This is a genomic window from Variovorax sp. SPNA7, from assembly GCF_033807855.1.
GTDB classification, from domain to species: Bacteria; Pseudomonadota; Gammaproteobacteria; order Burkholderiales; family Burkholderiaceae_C; genus Variovorax; species Variovorax beijingensis.
The window spans coordinates 3,339,646-3,361,867 of sequence record NZ_CP138513.1 but is presented as its reverse complement, the minus strand read 5'-3'; the positions used below and the strand labels follow the sequence as shown (position 1 = coordinate 3,361,867).

The following is a 22,222-nucleotide window of genomic DNA, read 5'->3' as shown; positions in this document are numbered from 1 at the left end:
CGGTCATGAAAGCACTCGACTTCGACTGGAAGCCACTGCTGCTCGCCCCCATCCTCGCGCTGGCCGCGTTGCCGCTCACGGGCTCGTTCTCGACATGGCTCACGCTCACGGTCGCGGGGCTGGCGATGGGCATGATTATCTTCATCATCGCCTCGGGCCTCACGCTGGTGTTCGGGCTGATGGACGTGCTCAACTTCGGCCACGGCGTGTTCATTGCGCTCGGCGCCTTCGTGGCCAGCAGCGTGCTCGGCCTGATGGGCGACTGGACGGGCTCGGGCGAACTGTGGCGCAACCTCGTTGCGGTGTTCCCCGCGATGCTGGTCGCCATGGCGGTGGCCGGCGCGGTCGGCCTTGCGTTCGAGCGCTTCATCGTGCGGCCGGTGTACGGCCAGCACCTGAAGCAGATCCTCATCACCATGGGCGGCATGATCATCGGCGAGGAGCTCATCAAGGTGATCTGGGGCCCGGCGCAGATTCCGCTGCCGCTGCCCGAGGCGCTGCGTGGCTCGCTGTTCGTGGCGGACGCGGCCATCAGCAAGTACCGGCTGCTCGCGGTGGTGGTGGGCGTGGTGGTGTTCGGGCTGCTCGCATGGACGCTCGCGCGCACCAAGATCGGCCTCCTGATCCGCGCCGGCGTGCAGGACCGCGAGATGGTCGAGTCGCTGGGCTACCGCATCGGCCGGCTGTTCGTCGGCGTGTTCGTGGTGGGCAGTGCGCTGGCCGGCCTGGGCGGCGTGATGTGGGGGCTGTTCCAGCAGAACCTGGTGCCGCAGATGGGCGCGCAGGTCAACGTGCTGATCTTCATCGTGATCATCATCGGCGGGCTTGGCTCGACCGGCGGTGCGCTCATCGGTGCGCTGCTGGTGGGGCTCATGACCAACTACATCGGCTTCCTGCTGCCCACGCTCACGCAGTTCGCGAGCATCCTGCTGATGGTGGCGGTGCTGCTGTGGCGCCCGCAGGGCGTGTACCCGGTGGCGAACCGCTGAGGAAGAAGACGCCATGTTCCTGAAACGACTTCTCTCCAACGACATGCCCCGAAGCCGCCTGCTGGCGCTGCTGCTGGTGGCGCTGTTCATCGCGCTGGCGTTCGCGCCGTTCATCTTCCCGGGCGTGAAGGCGCTCAGCGTCGCGGCCAAGATCCTGGTGTTCGTGGTGCTGGTCGCGAGCTTCGACCTGCTCCTGGGCTACACCGGCATCGTGAGCTTCGCGCACACCATGTTCTTCGGCATCGGCGCCTATGGCATTGCCATCTCGGCGTCGCGGCTCGGGCCCAACTGGGGCGCGGTGCTGCTCGGGCTCGCGGCGTCGCTTGCGGTCTCGCTGGTGCTCTCGTTCGCGATCGGGCTGTTCTCGCTCAGGGTGCGCGCGATCTTCTTCGCGATGATCACGCTGGCGGTGGCCTCGGCCTTCCAGACGCTGGCCTCGCAGCTGTCGGACTTCACCGGCGGCGAGGACGGCCTGACCTTCAAGCTGCCCGAGTTGATCTCGCCGAGCTTCGAGTTCTCCGAAGAACCTTTCCTCGGCGTCTCCCTCGACGGCCGGCTGCTGTGCTACTACCTGCTTTTCGTGGCGGCGGTGGTGCTGGTGCTCGCGCTGCTGCGCATCGTGAATTCGCCCTTCGGCCGCGTGCTGCAGGCCATCCGCGAGAACGAGTTCCGCGCCGAGGCCATCGGCTACCGCGTGGTGGTGTACCGCACCACGGCGGCCGTGCTGTCGGCGCTCTTTGCCACGCTGGCCGGTGCCATGCTCGCGATCTGGCTGCGCTACAACGGGCCCGACACCTCGCTGAGCTTCGAGATCATGATCGACGTGCTGCTGATCGTGGTGATCGGCGGCATGGGCACGATCTACGGCGCGGCGATTGGCGCGGTGCTGTTCGTGGTGGCGCAGAGCTACCTGCAGGACCTGCTGCGCGTGGGCAGCGAGGCCGTGAGCGGGCTGCCGTGGCTCGCGGCGCTGCTGTCGCCGGACCGCTGGCTGCTGTGGCTGGGTGTGCTGTTCGTGCTCTCGGTCTACTACTTTCCGACCGGCATCGTCGGCAAGCTCAGGGCGAGGGCTGCGCGATGAGCAACGAGCTTCCGCTTCCGTCTTCTCACTACGCGCAGCTCGCGGGCCGCGAGATCCATTGGCTCGACTGGGGCGCGCCAGACGCGCCGGTGGTGATTGCCTGGCACGGCCTTGCGCGCACCTGCCGCGACATGGACGAGCTGGCGCAGCACTTTGCAGCGCGCGGCTTTCGCGTGATCTGCCCCGACACCATTGGCCGCGGCCTGAGCCAGTGGAGCCCGCTGCCCGACGAGGAATATCAGCTCTCGTTCTATGCGCGCATGGCCGCCGCGCTGTGCGACGAGCTGCGGCTGGACCGCGTGCATTGGGTCGGCACCTCGATGGGCGGTGCCATCGGCACGGTCTGCGCGTCGGGCCTGTTCGAGCCGCGCATGAAGGCGCGCATTGCGAGCCTCACGCTCAACGACAACGCACCGCAGCTCGCGCAGGCGGCCATCGAGCGCATCCGCGCCTATGCCGGCGAGCCGCCCGCGTTCGACACCGTGGCCGAACTGGAGACGTTCTTCCGCACCGTCTACAAGCCCTATGGCTGGCTCAGCGATGCGCAGTGGCGCCGGCTGACAGAAAGCTCCACGCGCCGCCTGCCCGACGGCCGCGTGACGCCGCACTACGACCCGGCGATGGTCCGGCAGTTCAGCGCGCACGACAACGACTACCTGATCTGGCCGCACTACGACGTGATCGAGGCACCGGTGCTGTGCCTGCGCGGCGCCGAGTCGGACCTGGTGCTGCCCGAGGTGACGCAGCAGATGGAGCAGCGGGGGCCGGGCGCCGCCGGGCTGCTGAAGGTCGTCGAAATCCAGGGGTGCGGCCACGCGCCCGCGCTCAACGTGCCCGAACAACTGCAGCTGATCGAAGGGTTTATCCGGGCCGCCGGCCGCTAGGCGCGCGTCGGCGAGACAATCGCCGCCGATTTCCCACCCCAAGGATCCACGCCATGGCGCTTTCGATGTACGACCTCTCCGTACCGGTCTTCTCCCGCGGACTCGGCCAGCTCACCCACCTGCTCGACAAGAGCCTGGCGCACGCCAGGGCCAACGACATCGATCCGGCCACGCTGGCGGACGCGAGGCTCGCGCCCGACATGCTCACGCTGGTCGGCCAGATCCAGCGCGCGAGCGATGCTGCGAAGCTCGGCGTGGCGCGCATCGCGGGCATCACGGCGCCGAGTTTTCCCGACGAGGAAAAGACCTATGACGAGTTGCTGGCCCGCATCGCGAAGACGCAGGACTTTCTCGCGACCGTGGACCGCGCGCTGGTCGACGGCCAGGAGGAGCGCCCCGTGACCATCAAGGCGCGCGAAGGCGAGGCGCATTTCACCGCGCAGCGCTACCTGCTGCAGTTCGCGCTGCCCAACTTCTTCTTCCATGTGACCACCGCCTACGGCGTGCTGCGCCACAAGGGCATGCCGATCGGCAAGATGGACTACCTGGGCAAGTTCTGAGCGTTGGCGGCGGACCGGGTGGGCCAGCCCGCCAGGTTGCGCTCGGCAATGCCTGCCAGCGCGGTGATCCACGCCGGGCTGTCGTTGAGGCAGGGGATGTAGCTGAAGGTTGTGCCGCCCGCATGCAGGAAGGCTTCGCGGCCTTCCATGGCAATTTCTTCCAGCGTTTCGAGGCAGTCGGCCGGAAAGCCCGGGCACACCACGTCGATCCGCTTCATGCCGCTTGCGCCGAGCTCGCGCAGCGTTGGCTCGGTGTAGGGCTCGAGCCACTTGGCGCGGCCGAAACGCGACTGGAAGGTCACGCGGTATCCCGTGTCTGCAAGGCTGAGCCGCGCCGCCAGCAGGCGCGCGGTTTCGAGGCATTGGGCCTGGTAGGGATCGCCGAGCGCGATGTTGCGCACCGGAATGCCGTGGAAGCTCATCAGCAGCAGCTCGCCGCGGCCTTCGCGCTCCCAGTGCACTTCGATGCTTTGGGCAAGCGCCTCGATGTAGGCCGGATCGTCGTGGTACTGGTTGACGAAGCGGAACTCCGGAATGCGGCGCTGGCCGCGGCTCCAGTCGTTCACCGCATCGATCACGCTGGCCGTGGTGGTGGCCGAATACTGCGGATAGGCCTGCAGCACCAGCACGCGCGTGGCGCCCTCGGCCTGCAGCGCATCGAGGCGCGAAGCGATCGATGGACTCGCATAGCGCATGGCGTCGTGCACCGCCACGCGGTGGCCGCGCTCGCCGAGCCAGCGCGCGAGCAGCGAGGCCTGCTTGCGGGTCCACACCTTCAGCGGCGAACCCTCGGCCATCCAGATGCTCGCGTACTTGGCGGCCGATTTGGCGGGGCGCACGCGCAGGATGATGCCGTGCAGTATCAGCGCCCAGAGCAGCCTGGGAATTTCGACCACGCGCGGGTCGCCAAGGAACTCCGCCAGGTAGGGCCGCACGGCGGCCGCGGTGGGGGCATCGGGCGAGCCCAGGTTGCACCAGAGGATGGAGGTGCGTTCGATGGCGCGTCCGGGGTCGATGGAACTGCGGTTCCCGTTGTCTTGAGGCATGCGATATTCTCGGGCATGACCTCCGCTTCCACGGCGCCGGCGAGCGCCGCGCCCCTCGACATCAAGCGCATCTCGGCGATCTCGCTCGACCTGGACGACACCCTCTGGCCGATCTGGCCGACCATCGAGCGCGCCGAGACCGTGCTGCAGCAATGGCTGCTGCGCGAGGCACCCAAGACCGCCTCGCTGCTGCTGACGCCGGGCGTCCTGCGCGAGCTGCGCGAAGCCACCGCCAAGGAGCGCTCCGACCTGGCGCACGACCTGAGCGCGCTGCGCCGCGAGTCGATCCGCGCGGCACTCAGGCACGCGGGCGAAGACCCGGCGTTGGCCGATCCGGCCTTCGATGCCTTCTTTGCCGAACGTCAGCGCGTGACGCTCTACGAAGACGCGCTGCCGGCCCTCAAGTGGCTCAGCGAGCGGTATCCGTTGGTGGCGGTGTCGAACGGCAATGCGGACATCCACCAGACCGGCGTCGGCCGGTGGTTCCGCACCGCGTTCAACGCGCGCGCCTTCGGCAGCGGCAAGCCGCATGCGCCGATCTTCCGTGCCGCGGCCGCGTCGGTCGGCCTGCTGCCCAAGGACGTGCTGCACGTGGGCGACGACGCCGAGCTCGACGTGGTCGGCGCGCTCAACGCCGGCATGCAGGCGGCCTGGCTGGTGCGCGACGAGCGCCCCTGGGTGCACGGCGCGCGGCCACAGCTGATCGTGCCGAACCTGCACGCGCTGTGCGTGGCGCTCGGCGCCTGAATTACGAAAAAACCGGCCTGAAGAAGCTGCGCTCGTAGCTCAGGATGCACCGGGTGTCCTCGGCGTACCTGAAGGCGGCTTGGCATTCGGCGTCCTGCATCGAATCGCTGCGGTACTGCTCGTAGGCGGCCAGGCTGGGAAAGCTGAACATGGCGAGTGCCACGTTGTTGGCGCCTTCCGACGGCAGGAAGTAGCCATGGTGCTGGCCGCCGAACTTCTCGACCAGCGGAATCCACAGCTTGCCGTAGTGCTCGAATTCCTTGAGCTTGTAGGGATCGATGATGTAGCGCAGATAGCAGGTGACCATGGTTCTTTCCGTGGGAACAAGGAAGGCCTCAATCCAGGCCGAAATGCGCGCGCAGCGCGGCGCAGAAATCTTGCGTGCCGCTGAGCGAGAAGGTCACCGTGTCCAGCTCCGGCGCCTCGCGGGTCTGCTGCAGGTCGAAGTCCCAGGCCGCCCCGTCGTCGAGTGCGCCGCGCGCATCGGGAAAAGTGGCATCGGCCCAGGCCAGCACCCGCGCGATCTCGGCCAGCACTTCGTGTGTTCTTGCAGGCACGGTCGAGGCCATGGCATCGAAGGTGCCGTGGCCCTCGGTGTCTTCGCTGTAATCGAAATCCAGGTAGCGCAGTTCGGTCATGGTGTTGTCGATGCCTTGGCGGAGGCCAGTCCGCTCAGGACCGCGCCTTCGAGTGTCGCAGGGTAGGGGCCTTCGGTGTAGTCGCCGCAGGCGTGCAGGCCGGGCGCGATGCGCATCGGCGGCCGCGCGAGCGCGGGCGTGCAGGCGAAGGTGGCGCGCTTTTCGACCACGGTCTGCACGATCTGCAGCGCTTTCTGGCCGAGCTGCACGGCGGCTTGCGCAAGCACCTGCTGCTCCAGCGTTTCGCGCGGCGTCTCGTTCGCGCTCACCACCATGGCGAGCACGCCCTCGGGTCCGCCGAGCTGGCCGCGATCGAACACGAATTGCGCCGGTGCAGTGGCGGGATGGCTGCGCAGCGCCAGCATCGGCTGCGCGAGCGGCGAGGCGCCGCGCATGTAGACGGTGGCAATGGCCTCGAAGCGCAGCGCCTCGGTGGTTTCGCACCAGCGCTGCGCCGCCGCGCCGGACGCGCGCACGAGCCGCGCCGCGTCCCAGGGCGCGCACGCCAGAACGACTTGGTCGAAGCGCTCGCCTTCGACCCGCCATGCCGCGCCCTCGGGCGAGATGGCGTGCACGCGCGTGCCGATGCGCAGCGTTGCGTCGTGCCGCGCGAGCCATGCCAGGGCCGCGTCGGGAAACAGCGCGCCCAGGTCGACGCGCGGCAGCAGCAGGTCCGCGCCGCCGTTGCCGCTGAAGAGCGCATCGTGCAGCACGCGCAGGAACACCTCGCCGCTCGACTGGTCGATCGGCGTGTTGAGCGCGGACACGCACAGCGGCTCGATCAGCTCCTCCATCACGCGCGGCGTGAGGCCGGCGCAGAGCGTGGCCACGGTGGTGCCGGCGGCGCAGCGGAATCCGGCGAGGCGCCATTGCACGGCAGTGCGCAGCAGCGTCGACTTGTCCCGCCACGTCCAGCCGTGCGCCGTGAAGATGCCGGCCAGCAGGTCGAGCGGGGCAGGCAGCCGCGGCAGCTTCAGGCCGCCGCCATCGGCAAAGCGCAGAGAGAGCGGCAGCCGCAGCAGCGCCTGGCCGGCATCGATGCCCACTTCGCGCATCAGCTTCAGCGTCGCGGCGTAGGCACCGATCAGGATGTGCTGTCCGTTGTCGAGCACCAGCCCGTGCATGTGGTCGACCCGCCGCGCCCGCCCGCCCGCCATGTGCGCCGCTTCGTAAAGCGTCACGGCATGGCCGAGCCGCGTGGCTTCGACGGCGCAGGCGAGGCCTGCCCAGCCGGCGCCGACGATGGCGACTTTCACGTCAGCGCCTCGGTGCCAAGCTGCCGAGCTCGGTGGACGTCTGCGCAGCCGTATTGCCAGGAACACCGCGGAACGGGCTTCGCCCGGCCGCTGGTGTTGCCCCCGGTAGGGGGAAGGAGAAGCGACACGAAGTGCGCGGAGCCTGGGGGCGAGTCATATCCTCCCCAGCGCCTGGACTTTCCACGCCAGCCAAAACTTGCGCACCGGCGTCAGGCTCACGCGCTGGTTCAGCACCTGGAAGTTGTCGCGTTCGATCTCGCGCAGCAGCGTGCGGTAGATGCTGGCCATCATGAGGCCGGGCTTCTGGGCGCGGCGGTCGGGGGCGGGCAGGAGCGCAAGGGCTTCGTCGTACGCCGCATGCGCGCGCTCGGCCTGGAACTTCATGAGCGCGACGAAGCGCTCCGAATGCACGCGGTTCAGGATCTCGTGCGCCTTGACGTCGAATTTCTGCAGTTCGTTCACGGGCAGGTAGATGCGGCCGCGCAGCGCGTCCTCGCCGACGTCGCGAATGATGTTGGTGAGCTGCAGCGCCAGGCCGAGCTTGTGCGCATAGGCGGTGGTTTGCGGATCGGTCTGGCCGAAGATGCGCGCGGCGACTTCGCCCACCACGCCGGCCACTAGGTGGCAGTAGCGCGCGAGGCCGGGAAAGTCGAGGTAGCGGGTCTGGTCGAGGTCCATCTGGCAGCCGTCGATCACCTCGTTGAGCTGGGCGGGCTCGATACCGTAGGCGGCGGCATGCGGCACCAGCGCCTGCATCACGGGATGGCGCGGCGGGCCCGCGAAGGACTGCGCGACCTCGGTGCGCCACCAGGCGAGCTTGGTCGCGGCCACGCCGGGGTCGCTGACCTCGTCGACCACGTCGTCGATCTCACGGCAGAAGGCATAGAAGGCCGTGATCGCGGCACGCCGCGGCTTGGGAAGGAACAGAAACGCGTAATAGAAACTGCTGCCCGAGGCGGCGGCCTTGTCCTGTACGTATTGCTCGGGAGTCATCGGAGGGGCGCTTTCATGGGCCGCAATTGTCTCCGCATCCGCAGGGCGCGCCAGACCAGCAGCGGGGCGTCGGCCTTGCCTATTTTCGGGCGCTGCGAAAAGGTGTCGAAGCCCAGGTCCTCGATCTTGTCGAGAATGCGCAGGCCGCCCTGCACGACAAAGCGCAGCTCCCAGCCGGCGCGGCCGGGCAGGCGATGGACCAGCGGCGCGCCCTCGGCCATCAGCTCCCGTGCCCATGCGCTTTCGACGGCGATCAGGTTGATGGCTTCCTGCGGGGGCGGCGCCTCGGCCAGCGGCATGAAGGCCTTGAAGCTCTCGCGCGTCAGGCCGCGCCGGGCGCAGTCGGCGAGCGGCGGATAGAAGCGGCCGCGCGGCAGGTCCACGCTCGGGTCCTGCCAGAAATTGATGAGTTGCAGCGCGCTACAGATGGCATCGCTTTGCGCCAGCGCCTGCGGATCGTTCACGCCGTACAGGTGCAGCAGCAGGCGGCCGACCGGGTTGGCGGAGCGGCGGCAGTAGTCGAGCAGTTCGGCGCGGTCGGCGTAGCTTCCGCCGTCGCGGGTCTTCTCGATGTCCTGCATGAAGGCGCTCAGCAGGTCGGCGAGCAGCTCTTCGGGTAGCTTGAACTGCGCGATGCTGTGGGCGAGCGGGCCGAACACCTGGGGCCAGCGCGAGGAGGGCGCCACCTGGCCGCGCGCGGCGGCCGCCAGCTCTTCGCGGTAGGCGCGAAGATCGGCGAGCCGCTGGCCGGGCGAGGCATCGCCTTCGTCCGCGATGTCGTCCGCGGTGCGCGCGAAATGGTAGATCGCGGCAATCGGCGGCCGCAGGTGCGGCGGGCACAGCCAGGAGGCCACGGGGAAATTCTCGTAGTGCGCCGGCGGCGCGGCAATGTGGGGTGGTGCAGACACGCGGCGATTGTCCGCGACGCGCGGCGCGGACTATGCTCGCGGCGTCGCCAACACCCCAGTTCTTTTTCATCCATGAATGCACCGACGCAGGCTTCCGCCGCCCCGAGTCCAGCGCCAGGCGAGGCGCCTCATGCGGCGGGGCCGGGCCCGATGATCGCGGCGCTGGGCGTGGTGTTCGGCGACATCGGTACCTCGCCGCTCTATGCCTTCAAGGAAACGCTGAACCCGGACCACGGCGTGGCGTTCACGCCCGATGCGGTGCTGGGCCTGCTTTCGCTGATCTTCTGGGGCCTGATGTTCGTGGTCACGCTCAAATACGTGGTGTTCGTGCTGCGCGCCGACCACGACGGCGAGGGCGGCATCCTGGCGCTGCAGGCCCTCGCGCGCAGCGCGGTGGCGGGGCCGCGGACCCGGCCCTGGGTGTGGAACGCGATCGGGGTGCTCGGCCTGGTCGGCGCGGCCATGTTCTATGGCGACAGCCTGATCACGCCTGCCATCTCGGTGCTGTCGGCGGTCGAGGGGCTGGAGGTGCAGGCGCCGGTGCTGCAGCGGGTGGTGATTCCGATCACCATCCTGATCCTGCTCGGGCTCTTCGCGGTGCAGCGCAAGGGCACCGGCGCGGTGGGCAAGGTGTTCGGGCCCGTCATGCTGCTGTGGTTCCTGGTGCTGGCCGTCGCAGGCGGCTGGCAGGTGCTGCAGCATCCGCAGGTGCTGGCGGCGCTCGATCCGCGCCGGGCCATCGGCTTCCTGGTCGAGCACCGGCTGCAGTCGCTGGCTGTGCTGGGGGCGGTGTTTCTTGCGTTTACCGGCGGCGAGGCGCTGTATGCCGACATGGGGCACTTCGGCGCGCGCTCGATCCGCCTCGCCTGGCTCTTCATCGCGCTGCCCGGGCTGGTGCTGAATTATTTCGGCCAGGGCGCGCTGGTGCTGGTGGAGCCCGCGGCCGTCGACAACCCCTTCTTCCGGCTCTTTCCTTCGTGGGGCGTCGTGCCGATGGTGGTGCTGGCCGCGATGGCGACCGTCATTGCGTCCCAGGCCGTGATCTCGGGTGCCTTTTCCCTCACTGCCCACGCCATGCGCATGGGCTACCTGCCGCGCATGCGCGTGGTGCAGACCTCGGGCTCGGCCATCGGCCAGGTCTACGTGCCGGTCGTCAACTGGATGCTCATGACGGGCGTGCTGCTGCTGGTGCTGGGCTTTCGCAGCTCGGGTGCGCTGTCGGCGGCCTACGGCATTGCGGTGTCGATCACGATGGTGACCACCACGCTGCTGGCGGGCGTCGTGGCCTGGGGGCTCTGGCGCTGGAACAGGGTGGCGGTGGTGCTCGGGGTGGCGGCTTTCGCCGCGGTGGACCTGACCTTCGTGCTTGCCAACAGCCTCAAGGTTGCCGACGGCGGCTGGCTCACGCTGGCCGTGGCCGCGGGCGTGATGCTGCTGTTCACCACCTGGGCCAAGGGCCGCCGGCTGGGCCTGGAGGCGGCCGCGGCCGAAAGCATGCCGCTCAGGACCTTCTTCGAATCGCTGGCGCTCAACATGCCGCACCGCGTGCGCGGCACGGCCGTGTTCCTGAACGCCGATGCGGCCACCGTGCCCCACGCGCTGCTGCACAACCTCAAGCACAACCAGGTGCTGCACGAGCAGGTGGTCGTGCTGCGGGTGCTGGCCTGCGACACGCCCCGCGTGGACGCGCGGCAGCGCATCGAGGCCGAACAGCTGATGGACGGCATCTGGGTGGTCACGGCGCGCCATGGCTTCATGGAGCGGCCCGACGTGCCCGAGTTCATCCGCATCCTGGCCTACCAGAAGACGCTGGCCATCGATTCGATGACCACCTCCTACTTCGTCTCGCGCGCCTCGGTGGGGGAGGAGCACCTGCCCGGCATGAACCCTGTGCGCCGCGCGCTCTTCGGCTGGCTGCAGCGCAATGCGGGCCGGGTGTCCGACTATTTCGAGCTGCCGGACAACCGACTGGTCGAAATGGGCCAGAGGACCTGACAACCGCCGAATCTCGATTGACAGTCCCTGAGGTTTACCCTAAATTACTAACCAGTGGGTCAGTAATGACCGGGTTCGACCTTTCTAGGGTGTCTCATGACTGCCTCCTCCGGCTTTTCTCCTTTTGCCCGCAGTGCCGCCTGGCTGCTGCTTCCCGCCTTGTTCCTGGCCGGCTGTTCGCAGTCGAAGCCGGCCGAGGAACCCGTGCGCGCGGTCAAGCTGGTGACCGTGGGCACCAGCGATTTCGAGGCCCAGCCCGAGTTCTCGGCCGAAGTCCGGGCCCGCGTCGAATCGCGGCTGGGCTTCCGCGTGGCGGGCAAGATCACCAAGCGCCAGGCCGAACTCGGCCAGCATGTGCAGGCCGGCCAGGTGCTGGCGCAGCTCGATCCGCAGGACTATCGCCTGGCCGCTGAAGCGGCGCGCGCGCAGCTGGCGGCGGCCCAGACCAACCGCGATCTCGCGGCAGCCGATCTCAAGCGCTATACCGAACTGCGTACGCAGAACTTCATCAGCGGCGCCGAGCTGGAGCGGCGCGAATCCACCTGGAAGGCCGCGCAGGCGCAACTCGAGCAGGCACAGGCCCAGCTTTCGTCGCAGGGCAACCAGGCCAGCTACACCACGCTGGTGGCCGACGTGGCCGGCATCGTCACCGCCATCGAAGCCGAGCCCGGCCAGGTGGTGCAGGCGGGCACGCCCGTCGTGCGCATTGCGCAGGACGGTGCGCGCGACGTGGTGTTTGCAGTGCCCGAAGACCGCGCCGCGCTGATCAAGCCCGGCTCGCCGGTCACGGTGCGCGGCTGGTCGGGCGGCAGCGAGCTGCAGGGCCAGGTGCGCGAAGTGGCGGCCAGCGCCGACGCGGTCACGCGCACCTACGCGGTCAAGGTGGCGATCGATGCCGCCACCTCGCCGGCGCTCGGCGCCACCGTGTATGCCCGTCCGCAGGCGCTGGCACGTACCGGCGGCGCGGTCATCAAGCTGCCGACCAGCGCCCTGCGCCAGGAGGGCAAGGGCACGGCGGTCTGGGTGCTCGACAAGTCGACCATGACGGTGCGTTCGCAGCCCGTGCAGGTGGCCACGGCCGACGGCAATGAAGCCGTGATCGGCGCCGGCCTCGCGCCCGGCATGATGGTCGTGGCCGCGGGCGTGCACGTGCTCTCGCCGGGGCAGAAGGTCACCATCTACCAGTCGAAGGAGGCTGCCGCGGCGGCCGCCAACGCGAAGGAATCGGCGCAGCCGGTCGAGGCCGTGGCGGCCACCAAGAAGGAGATCGCTGCAGGTGCTTCCAAATGACGGAAGGCGCAGCCACCACCGCCAAGCCTGCCGGCTTCAATCTTTCCAAATGGGCGCTGGACCACGCGCCGCTCACGCGCTACCTGATGGTGGTGCTGATGGTGCTGGGCGCCTTCGCGTACTTCCAGCTCGGGCAGGACGAAGACCCTCCGTTCACCTTCCGTGCCATGGTGGTTCGCACCTATTGGCCCGGCGCCACCGCGCAGCAGGTGGCCGAGCAGGTCACCGACAAGCTCGAGCGCACGCTGCAGGAGGCGCCGTACGCCGACAAGATCCGCAGCTATTCGAAGCCGGGCGAGTCGCAGATCATTTTCCAGATCAAGGACTCGTCCAAGGCCGCCGACGTGGCCAACGTCTGGTACACCGTGCGCAAGAAGGTCGGCGACATGCGCAACACGCTGCCGCCGGGCGTGCAGGGGCCGTTCTTCAATGACGATTTCGGCGACGTCTATGGCGTGATCTACGCACTGGAGAGCGAAGGCTTCAGCCCGGCCGAGCTCAAGACCCTGGCCGACGAGGTGCGCCAGCAGCTGCTGCGCGTGAAGGACGTGGCCAAGGTCGACCAGTTCGGCGTGCAGGACCAGAAGGTCTACATCGAGATCTCACAGAAGCGTGTCGCGCAGCTGGGGCTGGACTTCAACGCGGTGCTGGCCCAGCTCGGCTCGCAGAACGCGATCGAGAGCGCGGGCACGATCCAGTCGCCGCTCGATGTGGTGCAGGTGCGCGTGGGCGGGCAGTTCACCAACGTGGAGCAGCTGCGCGAGATGCCGATCCGCGGCAGCTCGGGCAACCAGCTGAAGCTCGGCGACATTGCAGAGATTCACCGCGGCTACATCGATCCGCCGGCCGTGAAGGTGCACCACCAGGGCAAGGAGGTCGTCGCACTCGGCGTTTCCATGGCCAAGGGCGGCGACATCATCGCGCTGGGCGAGGCGCTGCGCGCCACCACCGCGCAGATCGACCAGCGCCTGCCGGCCGGCGTGAAGCTCGCCCAGGTGCAGGACCAGCCGGTGTCGGTGGCCAGCTCGGTCAATGAATTCGTCGGCGTGCTGATCGAGGCCGTGGCCATCGTGCTGGCCGTGAGCATCATCTCGCTGGGCCTGCACAAGGGCGGGCGCTTCGGCTGGTACATCGACATCCGGCCGGGGCTGGTGGTGGCCATCACGATCCCGCTGGTGCTGGCCGTGACCTTCCTGTCCATGAACTACTTCGGCATCGGGCTGCACAAGATATCGCTGGGGTCGCTGATCATCGCGCTCGGCCTCTTGGTGGACGACGCGATCATCGCGGTCGAGATGATGGTGCGAAAGATGGAGGAGGGCTACGACAAGGTGCGCGCCGCCACCTTTGCCTACGACGTCACGGCCAAGCCCATGCTGACCGGCACGCTCATCACGGCTGCGGGCTTCCTGCCGATCGGCATCGCCAAGTCGGTGACGGGCGAATACACCTTCGCGATCTTCGCGGTGACGGTGATCGCGCTGGTGCTGTCGTGGATCGTCTCGGTGTACTTCGTGCCCTACCTGGGCACGCTGCTGCTCAAGGTGAAGCCGCACGACCCCGATGCGCCGCCGCACGAGCTGTTCGACACGAAGTTCTACAACGGCTTCCGCCGCGCGGTGAACTGGTGCGTGCAGCACCGCTGGCTGACCATCGGCGCCACGGTGCTGATCTTCGCGCTCGGCATCTTCGGCATGGGCAAGGTGCAGCAGCAGTTCTTTCCGGATTCGAGCCGGCCGGAAATCATGGTGGACATCTGGTTCCCAGAAGGCACCTCGTTCGCGGCCAATGAAGAGGTCGCCAAGCGCGTCGAGCAGCGCATCATGAAGGAAGAGGGGGTGAAGACGGTCAGCACCTGGATCGGCTCCGGCGTGCCGCGCTTCTACCTGCCGCTGGACCAGGTCTTTCCGCAGACCAACGTCTCGCAACTCATCGTGCTGGCCAAGGACCTGAAGGTGCGGGAGAGCCTGCGCATCAAGCTGCCCGCGCTCCTGGCGCAGGAATTCCCCGAAGTGCGCGGCCGGGTCAAGCTGCTGCCCAACGGGCCGCCGGTGCCGTATCCGGTGCAGTTCCGCGTGATCGGCACCGATCCCGCCCAGCTGCGCGCGCATGCCGACGAGGTCAAGGCCGTGCTGCGCGAGAACGCCAACATGCGCGGCGTGAACGACAACTGGAACGAATCGGTCAAGGTGATCCGTCTCGAGGTCGACCAGGCCAAGGCGCGCGCGCTCGGCGTCACCAGCCAGGCGATCGCCCAGGCTTCCAAGACGATGTTCTCCGGCACCACCGTGGGCCAGTACCGCGAGAACGACCTGCTGATCGACATCGTGCTGCGCCAGTCGGCCGACGAGCGCGAGGCCATCTCGGACATCGGCAACGCCTACCTGCCCACCACCTCGGGCCGCTCGATTCCGCTGACGCAGATCGCCCGGCCGGTGTTCAGCTGGGAACCCGGCGTGATGTGGCGCGAGAACCGCGACTACGCCATCACGGTGCAGGGCGACGTGGTCGAAGGCCTGCAGGGCGCCACGGTGACCGAGCAGCTGCTGCCCAGACTGCGCCAGCTCGAGGCCGGCTGGCACGCGGCCGGCGAGGGCGGCTACCGCATCGAGGTGGCCGGCGCGGTCGAGGAAAGCAGCAAGGGCTCGGCGTCCATCGTTGCGGGCGTGCCGATCATGCTGTTCCTGGTGTTCACGCTCTTGATGCTGCAGCTGCACAGCTTCAGCCGCTCGCTGCTGGTGTTCATCACCGGCCCGATGGGCATTGCCGGCGTCGCCGGTGCGCTGCTGCTGCTGAACCGTCCGTTCGGCTTCGTGGCGCTGCTGGGCGTGATCGCGCTGATGGGCATGATCCAGCGCAACGCGGTGATCCTGATCGACCAGATCGAGAGCGACCGCGAGGCCGGCGTGCCGGCCTGGGATGCGATCGTGGAATCGGCCGTGCGGCGCCTGCGGCCCATCGTGCTGACGGCGGCCGCGGCGGTGCTGGCGATGATTCCGCTTTCCCGCAGCGTGTTCTGGGGGCCCATGGCCGTGGCCATCATGGGCGGGCTGATCGTGGCGACCGTATTGACCCTGCTGGCGCTGCCGGCAATGTACGCCGCCGCCTTCCGCGTCAAGCGGGAGCCGAAAGAGCTCCCGATTAGCGCTTAAAATACGCGGTTGACCGATTTCAGGCGGACGGTCTTTGGGCGGCGGGCATCCGGCAATCGGATGTTTGCGGCACCAGGGCCGTCCGCCTTTGCATTCACCTGAAAAATTTGGCAAGCGCGGGTGGCGAAATTGGTAGACGCACCAGGTTTAGGTCCTGACGTTCGCAAGAACGTGCCGGTTCGAGTCCGGCCCCGCGCACCAGCCACACCCCTCACAAGGAAGACACCATGACCGTGACCGTTGAAACTCTCGAGAAGCTCGAACGCAAGATCACGCTGACCCTGCCGGTCGGCACCATCCAGTCCGAAGTCGATTCGCGCCTCAAGAAGCTCGCGCGCACCGTCAAGATGGATGGCTTCCGTCCCGGCAAGGTGCCGATGAATGTCGTGGCCCAGCGCTACGGCTACTCGGTGCACTACGAAGTCATGAACGACAAGGTCGGTGAAGCCTTCTCGCAGGCCGCCAACGAAGCCAAGCTGCGCGTGGCCGGCCAGCCCCGCATCACCGAGAAGGAAGAGTCGCCCGAAGGCCAGCTCGCCTTCGACGCCGTCTTCGAAGTGTTCCCCGAAGTCAAGATCAACGACCTGTCGGGCGCCGAAGTCGAGAAGCTCTCGGCCGAAGTGGGCGACGACGCCATCGACAAGACGCTCGACATCCTGCGCAAGCAGCGCCGCACCTTCGCCCAGCGCGCCCAGGACGCCGTGGCCCAGGACGACGACCGCGTGACGGTCGATTTCGAAGGCAAGATCGACGGCGAGCCCTTCCCGGGCGGCAAGGCCGAAGACTTCCAGTTCATCGTCGGCGAAGGCCAGATGCTGAAGGAATTCGAAGACGCCGTGCGCGGCATGAAGGCCGGCGACAGCCGCACCTTCCCGCTCTCGTTCCCGGCCGACTACCACGGCAAGGACGTGGCCGGCAAGCAGGCCGATTTCATGGTCACCGTGAAGAAGATCGAAGCCTCGCACCTGCCCGAAGTCAACGAACAGCTCGCCAAGTCGCTCGGCATTGCCGAAGCCACGGTCGAAGGCCTGCGCGCCGACATCAAGAAGAACCTCGAGCGCGAAGTGAAGTTCCGCCTGCTGGCGCGCAACAAGAACGCCGTGATGGACACCCTGGTGGCCAACGCCGAACTCGACCTGCCCAACGCGAGCGTGCAGTCCGAAGTCAACCGCATGGTCGAAGGCGCCCGCGCCGAGCTCAAGCAGCGCGGCATCAAGGACGCCGACAAGGCGCCGATCCCCGACGAAGTGTTCCGTCCCCAAGCCGAGCGCCGCGTGCGCCTGGGCCTGGTCGTGGCCGAACTGGTGCGCGCCAACAACCTGCAGGCCAAGCCCGAGCAGATCAAGGCCCACATCGACGAACTCGCCGCCAGCTACGAAAAGCCGGCCGACGTGGTGCGCTGGTACTTCAGCGACAACAACCGCCTGGCCGAAGTCGAAGCCGTGGTCATCGAGAACAACGTGACCGATTTCGTGCTCGGCAAGGCCAAGGTCAACGAAAAGTCGGTGTCGTTCGACGAACTGATGGCGCAGCAGGGCTGATCCGCCGCCGCCTGCAATGCCAATGGGGCTTGTGCTTTGCGGCACGAGCCCCATTTCACTCAGGCGTACAGTAAATTCGAACAGCGAACGAACCCTTTTCCGGAGAGCAATTCAATGAGCGCACAGGAAATCAAAGGCCTCGGCATGATCCCGATGGTCATCGAGCAGTCGGGCCGCGGCGAGCGGTCCTATGACATCTATTCGCGTCTCCTCAAGGAGCGCATCATTTTCCTGGTGGGCGAGGTGAACGACCAGACCGCCAACCTCGTGGTGGCGCAGCTGCTGTTCCTCGAGAGCGAGAACCCGGACAAGGACATTTCGTTCTACATCAACTCCCCGGGCGGCAGCGTGAGCGCCGGCATGGCCATCTACGACACCATGCAGTTCATCAAGCCCGACGTTTCCACCATGTGCATCGGCTTTGCGGCCAGCATGGGCGCCTTCCTGCTGGCAGCCGGCGAAAAGGGCAAGCGCTTCTCGCTGCCCAATTCCAAGATCATGATCCACCAGGTGCTCGGCGGCGCGCGCGGCCAGGCCACGGACATCGAGATCCATGCCCGCGACATCCTGCGCACCAAGGACCAGATGAACCGCATCCTGGCCGAGCGCACGGGCCAGCCGCTCGAAAAAGTCAAGTCGGACACCGAACGCGACTATTTCCTCACGGCCGACGAAGCCAAGGAATACGGCCTGGTGGACCAGGTCATTGCGAAGCGCAGCTGATCGATTGAGCCCGTGCCGCGGCGCCGGCGGCGCCAAAAAGGCAAAAACCGGCGTTTTCCACACGGGAAACGCCGTTTTTGTTTAGTTATCATTGTCCCCACCCCTTTACGAGGCACCTGTCCATGGCCGAAAAAAAAGGCTCCTCCAGCGAAAAAACGCTTTATTGCTCGTTCTGCGGCAAGAGCCAGCATGAGGTCAAGAAGCTGATCGCGGGCCCTTCGGTCTTCATTTGCGACGAGTGCATCGACCTTTGCAACGAAATCATCCGCGACGAGCTCCCGGCCGGTGAAGAGGCGCGCGAGGCGCGCAGCGACCTGCCCACGCCGCTGGAAATCAAGACCAACCTCGACAACTACGTGATCGGCCAGGAGCCGGCCAAGCGCATGCTGTCGGTGGCGGTCTACAACCATTACAAGCGCCTGCGCCACAAGGAAAAGGCCAAGGGCGACGACGTCGAACTCAGCAAGAGCAACATCCTCCTGATCGGCCCCACGGGCTCGGGCAAGACGCTGCTCGCGCAAACGCTCGCGCGCATGCTCGACGTGCCCTTCGTGATGGCCGACGCCACCACGCTGACCGAAGCCGGCTACGTGGGCGAAGACGTCGAGAACATCATCCAGAAGCTGCTGCAGAGCTGCAACTACGAAGTCGAGCGCGCCCAGCGCGGCATCGTCTACATCGACGAGATCGACAAGATCTCGCGCAAGTCGGACAACCCGTCCATCACGCGCGACGTGTCGGGCGAGGGCGTGCAGCAGGCGCTGCTCAAGCTCATCGAAGGCACCATGGCCAGCGTGCCGCCCCAGGGCGGGCGCAAGCACCCGAACCAGGACTTCCTGCAGATCGACACGACCAACATCCTGTTCATCTGCGGCGGCGCCTTTGCCGGCCTCGAGAAGGTCATCGAGAACCGCACCGAGGCCTCGGGCATCGGCTTCGGCGCCTCGGTCAAGAGCAAGGCGCAGCGCAGCATCACCGAGGTGTTCCGCGAAGTCGAGCCCGAAGACCTGATCAAGTTCGGACTGATCCCCGAACTGGTGGGCCGCATGCCCGTGGTGGCCTCGCTGGCCGAGCTCAGCGAAGACGCGCTGGTGCAGATCCTGACCGAGCCCAAGAATGCGGTGGTCAAGCAGTTCACCAAGCTGCTGCAGATGGAAGGCGTCGACCTCGAGATCCGCCCCGCGGCGCTCAAGGCCATTGCACGCAAGGCACTGGCCCGCAAGACCGGCGCGCGCGGGCTGCGTTCGATCCTCGAGCAGTCGCTGATCGACACCATGTTCGAGCTGCCGAATGCCACCAACGTCGACAAGGTTGTGGTCGAGGAATCCACAATTGATGAAAACAAGCCGCCGCTGCTCGTGTATCGCGAAGCGGCCAAGAAGGCCTGAGTGAACGCGGCGCCGGCTCTTTTCAACAAGGCGTCCGGCGCCTTCGACAAAGACCGGGTGCACGGGCTTGAAATGCCCGAACACCCATCCATCTTTGCCTGATCAATCAAAGGATATTCATGTCCGGTCATACCCCCCTGCCTGCCGACGCGATCGACCTGCCGCTGCTGCCGCTGCGCGACGTCGTCGTGTTCCCTCACATGGTGATCCCGCTGTTCGTGGGGCGCCCCAAGAGCATCAAGGCGCTCGAACTGGCCATGGAGGCCGAGCGCCGCATCATGCTGGTGGCCCAGAAGGCCGCCGCCAAGGACGAGCCCTCGGTCGAGGACATGTTCGAGGTGGGCTGCGTCTCGACCATCCTGCAGATGCTCAAGCTGCCTGACGGCACCGTGAAGGTGCTGGTCGAGGGTCAGCAGCGCGCCCGCGTGAACCGCATCGACGACGGCGAGACCCACTTCTCGGCCAACGTGACGCCCGTCGAGGCGGCCACGGGCGGCGAGAAGGGCACCGAGGTCGAGGCGCTGCGCCGTGCCGTGATGCAGCAGTTCGACCAGTACGTCAAGCTCAACAAGAAGATCCCGCCCGAGATCCTCACGTCGATCTCCAGCATCGACGATCCGGGCCGCCTGGCCGACACCATCGCCGCGCACCTGCCGCTCAAGCTCGACAACAAGCAGGCCGTGCTCGACCTGGACGACGTCAAGTCGCGCCTGGAGAACCTGTTCGGTCAGCTCGAACGCGAGGTCGACATCCTCAACGTCGACAAGAAGATCCGCGGCCGCGTGAAGCGCCAGATGGAAAAGAACCAGCGCGACTTCTACCTCAACGAGCAGGTCAAGGCGATCCAGAAGGAGCTCGGCGAAGGCGAAGAGGGCGCGGACATCGAGGAGATCGAGAAGAAGATCAAGCTCGCCAAGATGCCCAAGGAAGCGCTCAAGAAGGCCGAGGGCGAGCTCAAGAAGCTCAAGCTGATGTCGCCCATGTCGGCCGAGGCCACCGTGGTGCGCAACTACATCGACGTGCTGGTCGGCCTGCCCTGGAGCAAGAAGACCAAGATCAAGCACGACCTGGCCAATGCCGAGGCGGTGCTCAATGCCGACCACTACGGCCTGGAGAAGGTCAAGGACCGCATCCTCGAATATCTCGCGGTGCAGCAGCGCGTCGACAAGGTCAAGGCGCCGATCCTGTGCCTCGTGGGCCCGCCCGGCGTGGGCAAGACCTCGCTCGGGCAGTCGATCGCCAAGGCGACCGGCCGCAAGTACACCCGCATGGCGCTCGGCGGCATGCGCGACGAGGCCGAGATCCGCGGCCACCGCCGCACCTACATCGGCGCACTGCCGGGCAAGGTGCTGCAGGGGCTGAACAAGATCGGCACGCGCAATCCGCTGTTCCTGCTCGACGAGATCGACAAGCTGGGCACCGACTTCCGCGGCGATCCTTCGAGTGCGCTGCTCGAGGTGCTCGACCCCGAGCAGAACCACACCTTCGGCGACCACTACGTCGAGGTCGACTTCGACCTGTCCGACGTGATGTTCGTCGCCACCTCGAACTCGATGAACATCCCGCCGGCGCTGCTCGACCGGATGGAAGTCATCCGCCTGTCGGGCTACACCGAGGACGAGAAAACGCACATCGCGATCAAGTACCTGCTGCCCAAGCAACTGAAGAACAACGGCGTCAAGGAAGACGAACTGCTGGTCACCGAAGAGGCCGTGCGCGACATCGTGCGCTACTACACGCGCGAAGCCGGCGTGCGTTCGCTCGAGCGCGAGCTTTCGAAGATCTGCCGCAAGGTGGTCAAGGGCCTGCTGCTCAAGCAGATGACGCCCAAGGTCGTGGTCGACGGCGCCAACCTCAACGACTTCCTCGGCGTGCGCAAGTACAGCTTCGGCCTGGCCGAGAAGCAGAACCAGGTGGGCCAGGTGGTCGGCCTGGCCTGGACCGAGGTGGGCGGCGACCTGCTCACCATCGAGGCGGTCACCATGCCCGGCAAGGGCGTGATCAGCCGCACCGGTTCGCTGGGCGACGTGATGAAGGAATCGGTCGAGGCCGCCCGCACCGTGGTGCGCAGCCGCTCGCGCCGCCTGGGCATCAAGGACGAGGTGTTCGAGAAGCGCGACATCCACATCCACGTGCCCGATGGCGCCACGCCCAAGGACGGGCCGAGCGCGGGTGCCGCCATGACCACGGCCTTCGTGTCGGCGCTCACGGGCATTCCCGTGCGTGCAGACGTTGCCATGACGGGCGAGATCACGCTGCGCGGCGAGGTCACGGCCATCGGCGGTCTGAAGGAAAAACTGCTGGCCGCATTGCGCGGCGGCATCAAGACCGTGCTGATTCCCGAGGAAAACGCAAAGGACCTGCAGGACATTCCCGAGAACGTGAAGAACGGCCTCGAGATCGTGCCCGTGAAGTGGATCGACAAGGTCCTGGAGATCGCGCTCGAGAAGATGCCCGAGCCGCTGTCGGACGAGGAGGTTGCCGCCTCTGCCGCCGCCGTGGCCGAGCTGGCCAAGCAGCGCGCGGGCGCGCCGGCCTCGGAGGGTTCCGTCAAACATTGATCGGCAGAACTTGCCGAGCCCCGAAAAAGTGTTCTATAATTCAAGGCTCGAAACGCGGGAATAGCTCAGTTGGTAGAGCGCAACCTTGCCAAGGTTGAGGTCGAGAGTTCGAGACTCTTTTCCCGCTCCAGTTTTTGAAAAAGGGAAGCACTGCTTCCCTTTTTTTCGCGAATTCGATTTCGTTTTCAGCAGCGTGGCGCGATAGCAAAGCGGTTATGCAACGGATTGCAAATCCGTCTAGCCCGGTTCGACTCCGGGTCGCGCCTCCACCCTCTCTCTGATCAAGTTCGATCCACCCTCCACCGAAAAAAACCAGCCCCGCCAACCTGCGTTGCCGGGGCCCGTTTCGTTTGGGTTATCGTCGATGTTCAACCCGAGGCCCGGATGGTGAAATTGGTAGACACATCGGACTTAAAATCCGCCGCTTCCTTAATCGGGGCATACGGGTTCGACCCCCGTTCCGGGCACCA

Annotated in this window: 18 protein-coding genes and 4 tRNA genes; 16 read left to right on the top strand and 6 right to left on the bottom strand. The window is 66.8% G+C overall.

The features are described 5' to 3' along the window. Window positions 1–5: 5 nt before the first annotated feature. Genes RZE77_RS15790 through RZE77_RS15775 form a run of 4 tightly spaced genes read left to right on the top strand, consistent with a single transcriptional unit; the run spans window position 6 to window position 3,514 of the window. Window positions 6–989 carry a branched-chain amino acid ABC transporter permease gene (locus RZE77_RS15790; protein ID WP_319426327.1) on the top strand — a complete coding sequence of 328 codons (984 nt, stop codon included), beginning with the start codon at window positions 6–8 and terminating at the stop codon, window positions 987–989. Between the two features lie 13 nt (window positions 990–1,002). Beyond that, complete coding sequence (locus RZE77_RS15785) at window positions 1,003–2,070, top strand: branched-chain amino acid ABC transporter permease (RefSeq protein ID WP_319438261.1); 1,068 nt, start codon at window positions 1,003–1,005, stop codon at window positions 2,068–2,070. After that, window positions 2,067–2,954: an alpha/beta fold hydrolase gene (locus RZE77_RS15780; protein ID WP_319438260.1), complete on the top strand. Its 888-nt coding sequence runs from the start codon at window positions 2,067–2,069 to the stop codon at window positions 2,952–2,954. Before RZE77_RS15785 ends, RZE77_RS15780 begins: the two co-directional genes overlap by 4 nt. Before the next feature lie 53 nt (window positions 2,955–3,007). Then, window positions 3,008–3,514, top strand: a complete 507-nt coding sequence (locus tag RZE77_RS15775; RefSeq protein WP_319438259.1) for a DUF1993 domain-containing protein — start codon at window positions 3,008–3,010, stop codon at window positions 3,512–3,514. Here RZE77_RS15775 and hemH read toward each other — a convergent pair. Further along, window positions 3,496–4,560 (bottom strand): ferrochelatase, encoded by a 1,065-nt coding sequence (gene hemH, locus RZE77_RS15770; protein WP_319438258.1) that lies wholly within the window; start codon window positions 4,558–4,560, stop codon window positions 3,496–3,498. The two genes, RZE77_RS15775 and hemH, sit on opposite strands and share 19 nt — an antisense overlap. 15 nt (window positions 4,561–4,575) lie before the next feature. Here hemH and RZE77_RS15765 point away from each other — a divergent pair, with 15 nt between their 5' ends. Next, window positions 4,576–5,307 (top strand): HAD family hydrolase, encoded by a 732-nt coding sequence (locus tag RZE77_RS15765; protein ID WP_012747610.1) that lies wholly within the window; start codon window positions 4,576–4,578, stop codon window positions 5,305–5,307. A gap of 1 nt (window position 5,308) precedes the next feature. On the opposite strand, the gene RZE77_RS15760 is transcribed toward RZE77_RS15765, so the two are convergent. From RZE77_RS15760 to hpnC, 5 genes are all read right to left on the bottom strand, one after another. Continuing rightward, window positions 5,309–5,614 carry an NIPSNAP family protein gene (locus tag RZE77_RS15760; protein ID WP_319438257.1) on the bottom strand — a complete coding sequence of 102 codons (306 nt, stop codon included), beginning with the start codon at window positions 5,612–5,614 and terminating at the stop codon, window positions 5,309–5,311. Between the two features lie 28 nt (window positions 5,615–5,642). Beyond that, window positions 5,643–5,945, bottom strand: a complete 303-nt coding sequence (locus tag RZE77_RS15755; RefSeq protein ID WP_319438256.1) for a hypothetical protein — start codon at window positions 5,943–5,945, stop codon at window positions 5,643–5,645. Next, on the bottom strand, window positions 5,942–7,201 hold the full coding sequence (gene hpnE, locus RZE77_RS15750; RefSeq protein WP_319438255.1) for a hydroxysqualene dehydroxylase HpnE: 1,260 nt from the start codon (window positions 7,199–7,201) through the stop codon (window positions 5,942–5,944). Before hpnE ends, RZE77_RS15755 begins: the two co-directional genes overlap by 4 nt. Window positions 7,202–7,354: 153 nt before the next feature. Next, window positions 7,355–8,194, bottom strand: a complete 840-nt coding sequence (gene hpnD, locus RZE77_RS15745; RefSeq protein WP_319438254.1) for a presqualene diphosphate synthase HpnD — start codon at window positions 8,192–8,194, stop codon at window positions 7,355–7,357. Continuing rightward, a complete protein-coding gene (gene hpnC, locus RZE77_RS15740) occupies window positions 8,191–9,102 on the bottom strand; it encodes a squalene synthase HpnC (RefSeq protein ID WP_319438253.1) in 912 nt (303 codons plus the stop codon). The genes hpnD and hpnC overlap by 4 nt, the downstream gene beginning before the upstream one ends. A 72-nt stretch (window positions 9,103–9,174) precedes the next feature. Here hpnC and RZE77_RS15735 point away from each other — a divergent pair, with 72 nt between their 5' ends. From RZE77_RS15735 to RZE77_RS15685, 11 genes are all read left to right on the top strand, one after another. Continuing rightward, window positions 9,175–11,097 carry a potassium transporter Kup gene (locus RZE77_RS15735; RefSeq protein WP_405545932.1) on the top strand — a complete coding sequence of 641 codons (1,923 nt, stop codon included), beginning with the start codon at window positions 9,175–9,177 and terminating at the stop codon, window positions 11,095–11,097. A gap of 96 nt (window positions 11,098–11,193) precedes the next feature. Next, window positions 11,194–12,387 carry an efflux RND transporter periplasmic adaptor subunit gene (locus RZE77_RS15730; RefSeq protein ID WP_319438252.1) on the top strand — a complete coding sequence of 398 codons (1,194 nt, stop codon included), beginning with the start codon at window positions 11,194–11,196 and terminating at the stop codon, window positions 12,385–12,387. After that, complete coding sequence (locus tag RZE77_RS15725) at window positions 12,384–15,539, top strand: efflux RND transporter permease subunit (protein WP_319438251.1); 3,156 nt, start codon at window positions 12,384–12,386, stop codon at window positions 15,537–15,539. Before RZE77_RS15730 ends, RZE77_RS15725 begins: the two co-directional genes overlap by 4 nt. A gap of 114 nt (window positions 15,540–15,653) precedes the next feature. Then, window positions 15,654–15,740, top strand: a tRNA-Leu gene (locus RZE77_RS15720). Between the two features lie 26 nt (window positions 15,741–15,766). Continuing rightward, window positions 15,767–17,080: a trigger factor gene (gene tig / locus RZE77_RS15715; RefSeq protein WP_124957969.1), complete on the top strand. Its 1,314-nt coding sequence runs from the start codon at window positions 15,767–15,769 to the stop codon at window positions 17,078–17,080. Between the two features lie 114 nt (window positions 17,081–17,194). Continuing rightward, window positions 17,195–17,803, top strand: coding sequence for an ATP-dependent Clp endopeptidase proteolytic subunit ClpP (clpP, locus tag RZE77_RS15710; protein ID WP_021007616.1), 609 nt, complete (start codon window positions 17,195–17,197; stop codon window positions 17,801–17,803). Window positions 17,804–17,925: 122 nt separating this feature from the next. Next, window positions 17,926–19,191 (top strand): ATP-dependent Clp protease ATP-binding subunit ClpX, encoded by a 1,266-nt coding sequence (clpX, locus tag RZE77_RS15705; protein WP_012747621.1) that lies wholly within the window; start codon window positions 17,926–17,928, stop codon window positions 19,189–19,191. A gap of 119 nt (window positions 19,192–19,310) precedes the next feature. Further along, window positions 19,311–21,752, top strand: a complete 2,442-nt coding sequence (gene lon, locus RZE77_RS15700; protein WP_319438250.1) for an endopeptidase La — start codon at window positions 19,311–19,313, stop codon at window positions 21,750–21,752. Between the two features lie 54 nt (window positions 21,753–21,806). Further along, a tRNA-Gly gene (locus RZE77_RS15695) sits at window positions 21,807–21,882 on the top strand. A 65-nt stretch (window positions 21,883–21,947) separates the two neighbouring features. Beyond that, window positions 21,948–22,021, top strand: a tRNA-Cys gene (locus tag RZE77_RS15690). A gap of 109 nt (window positions 22,022–22,130) precedes the next feature. Next, window positions 22,131–22,222: transfer RNA gene (locus RZE77_RS15685), tRNA-Leu, on the top strand.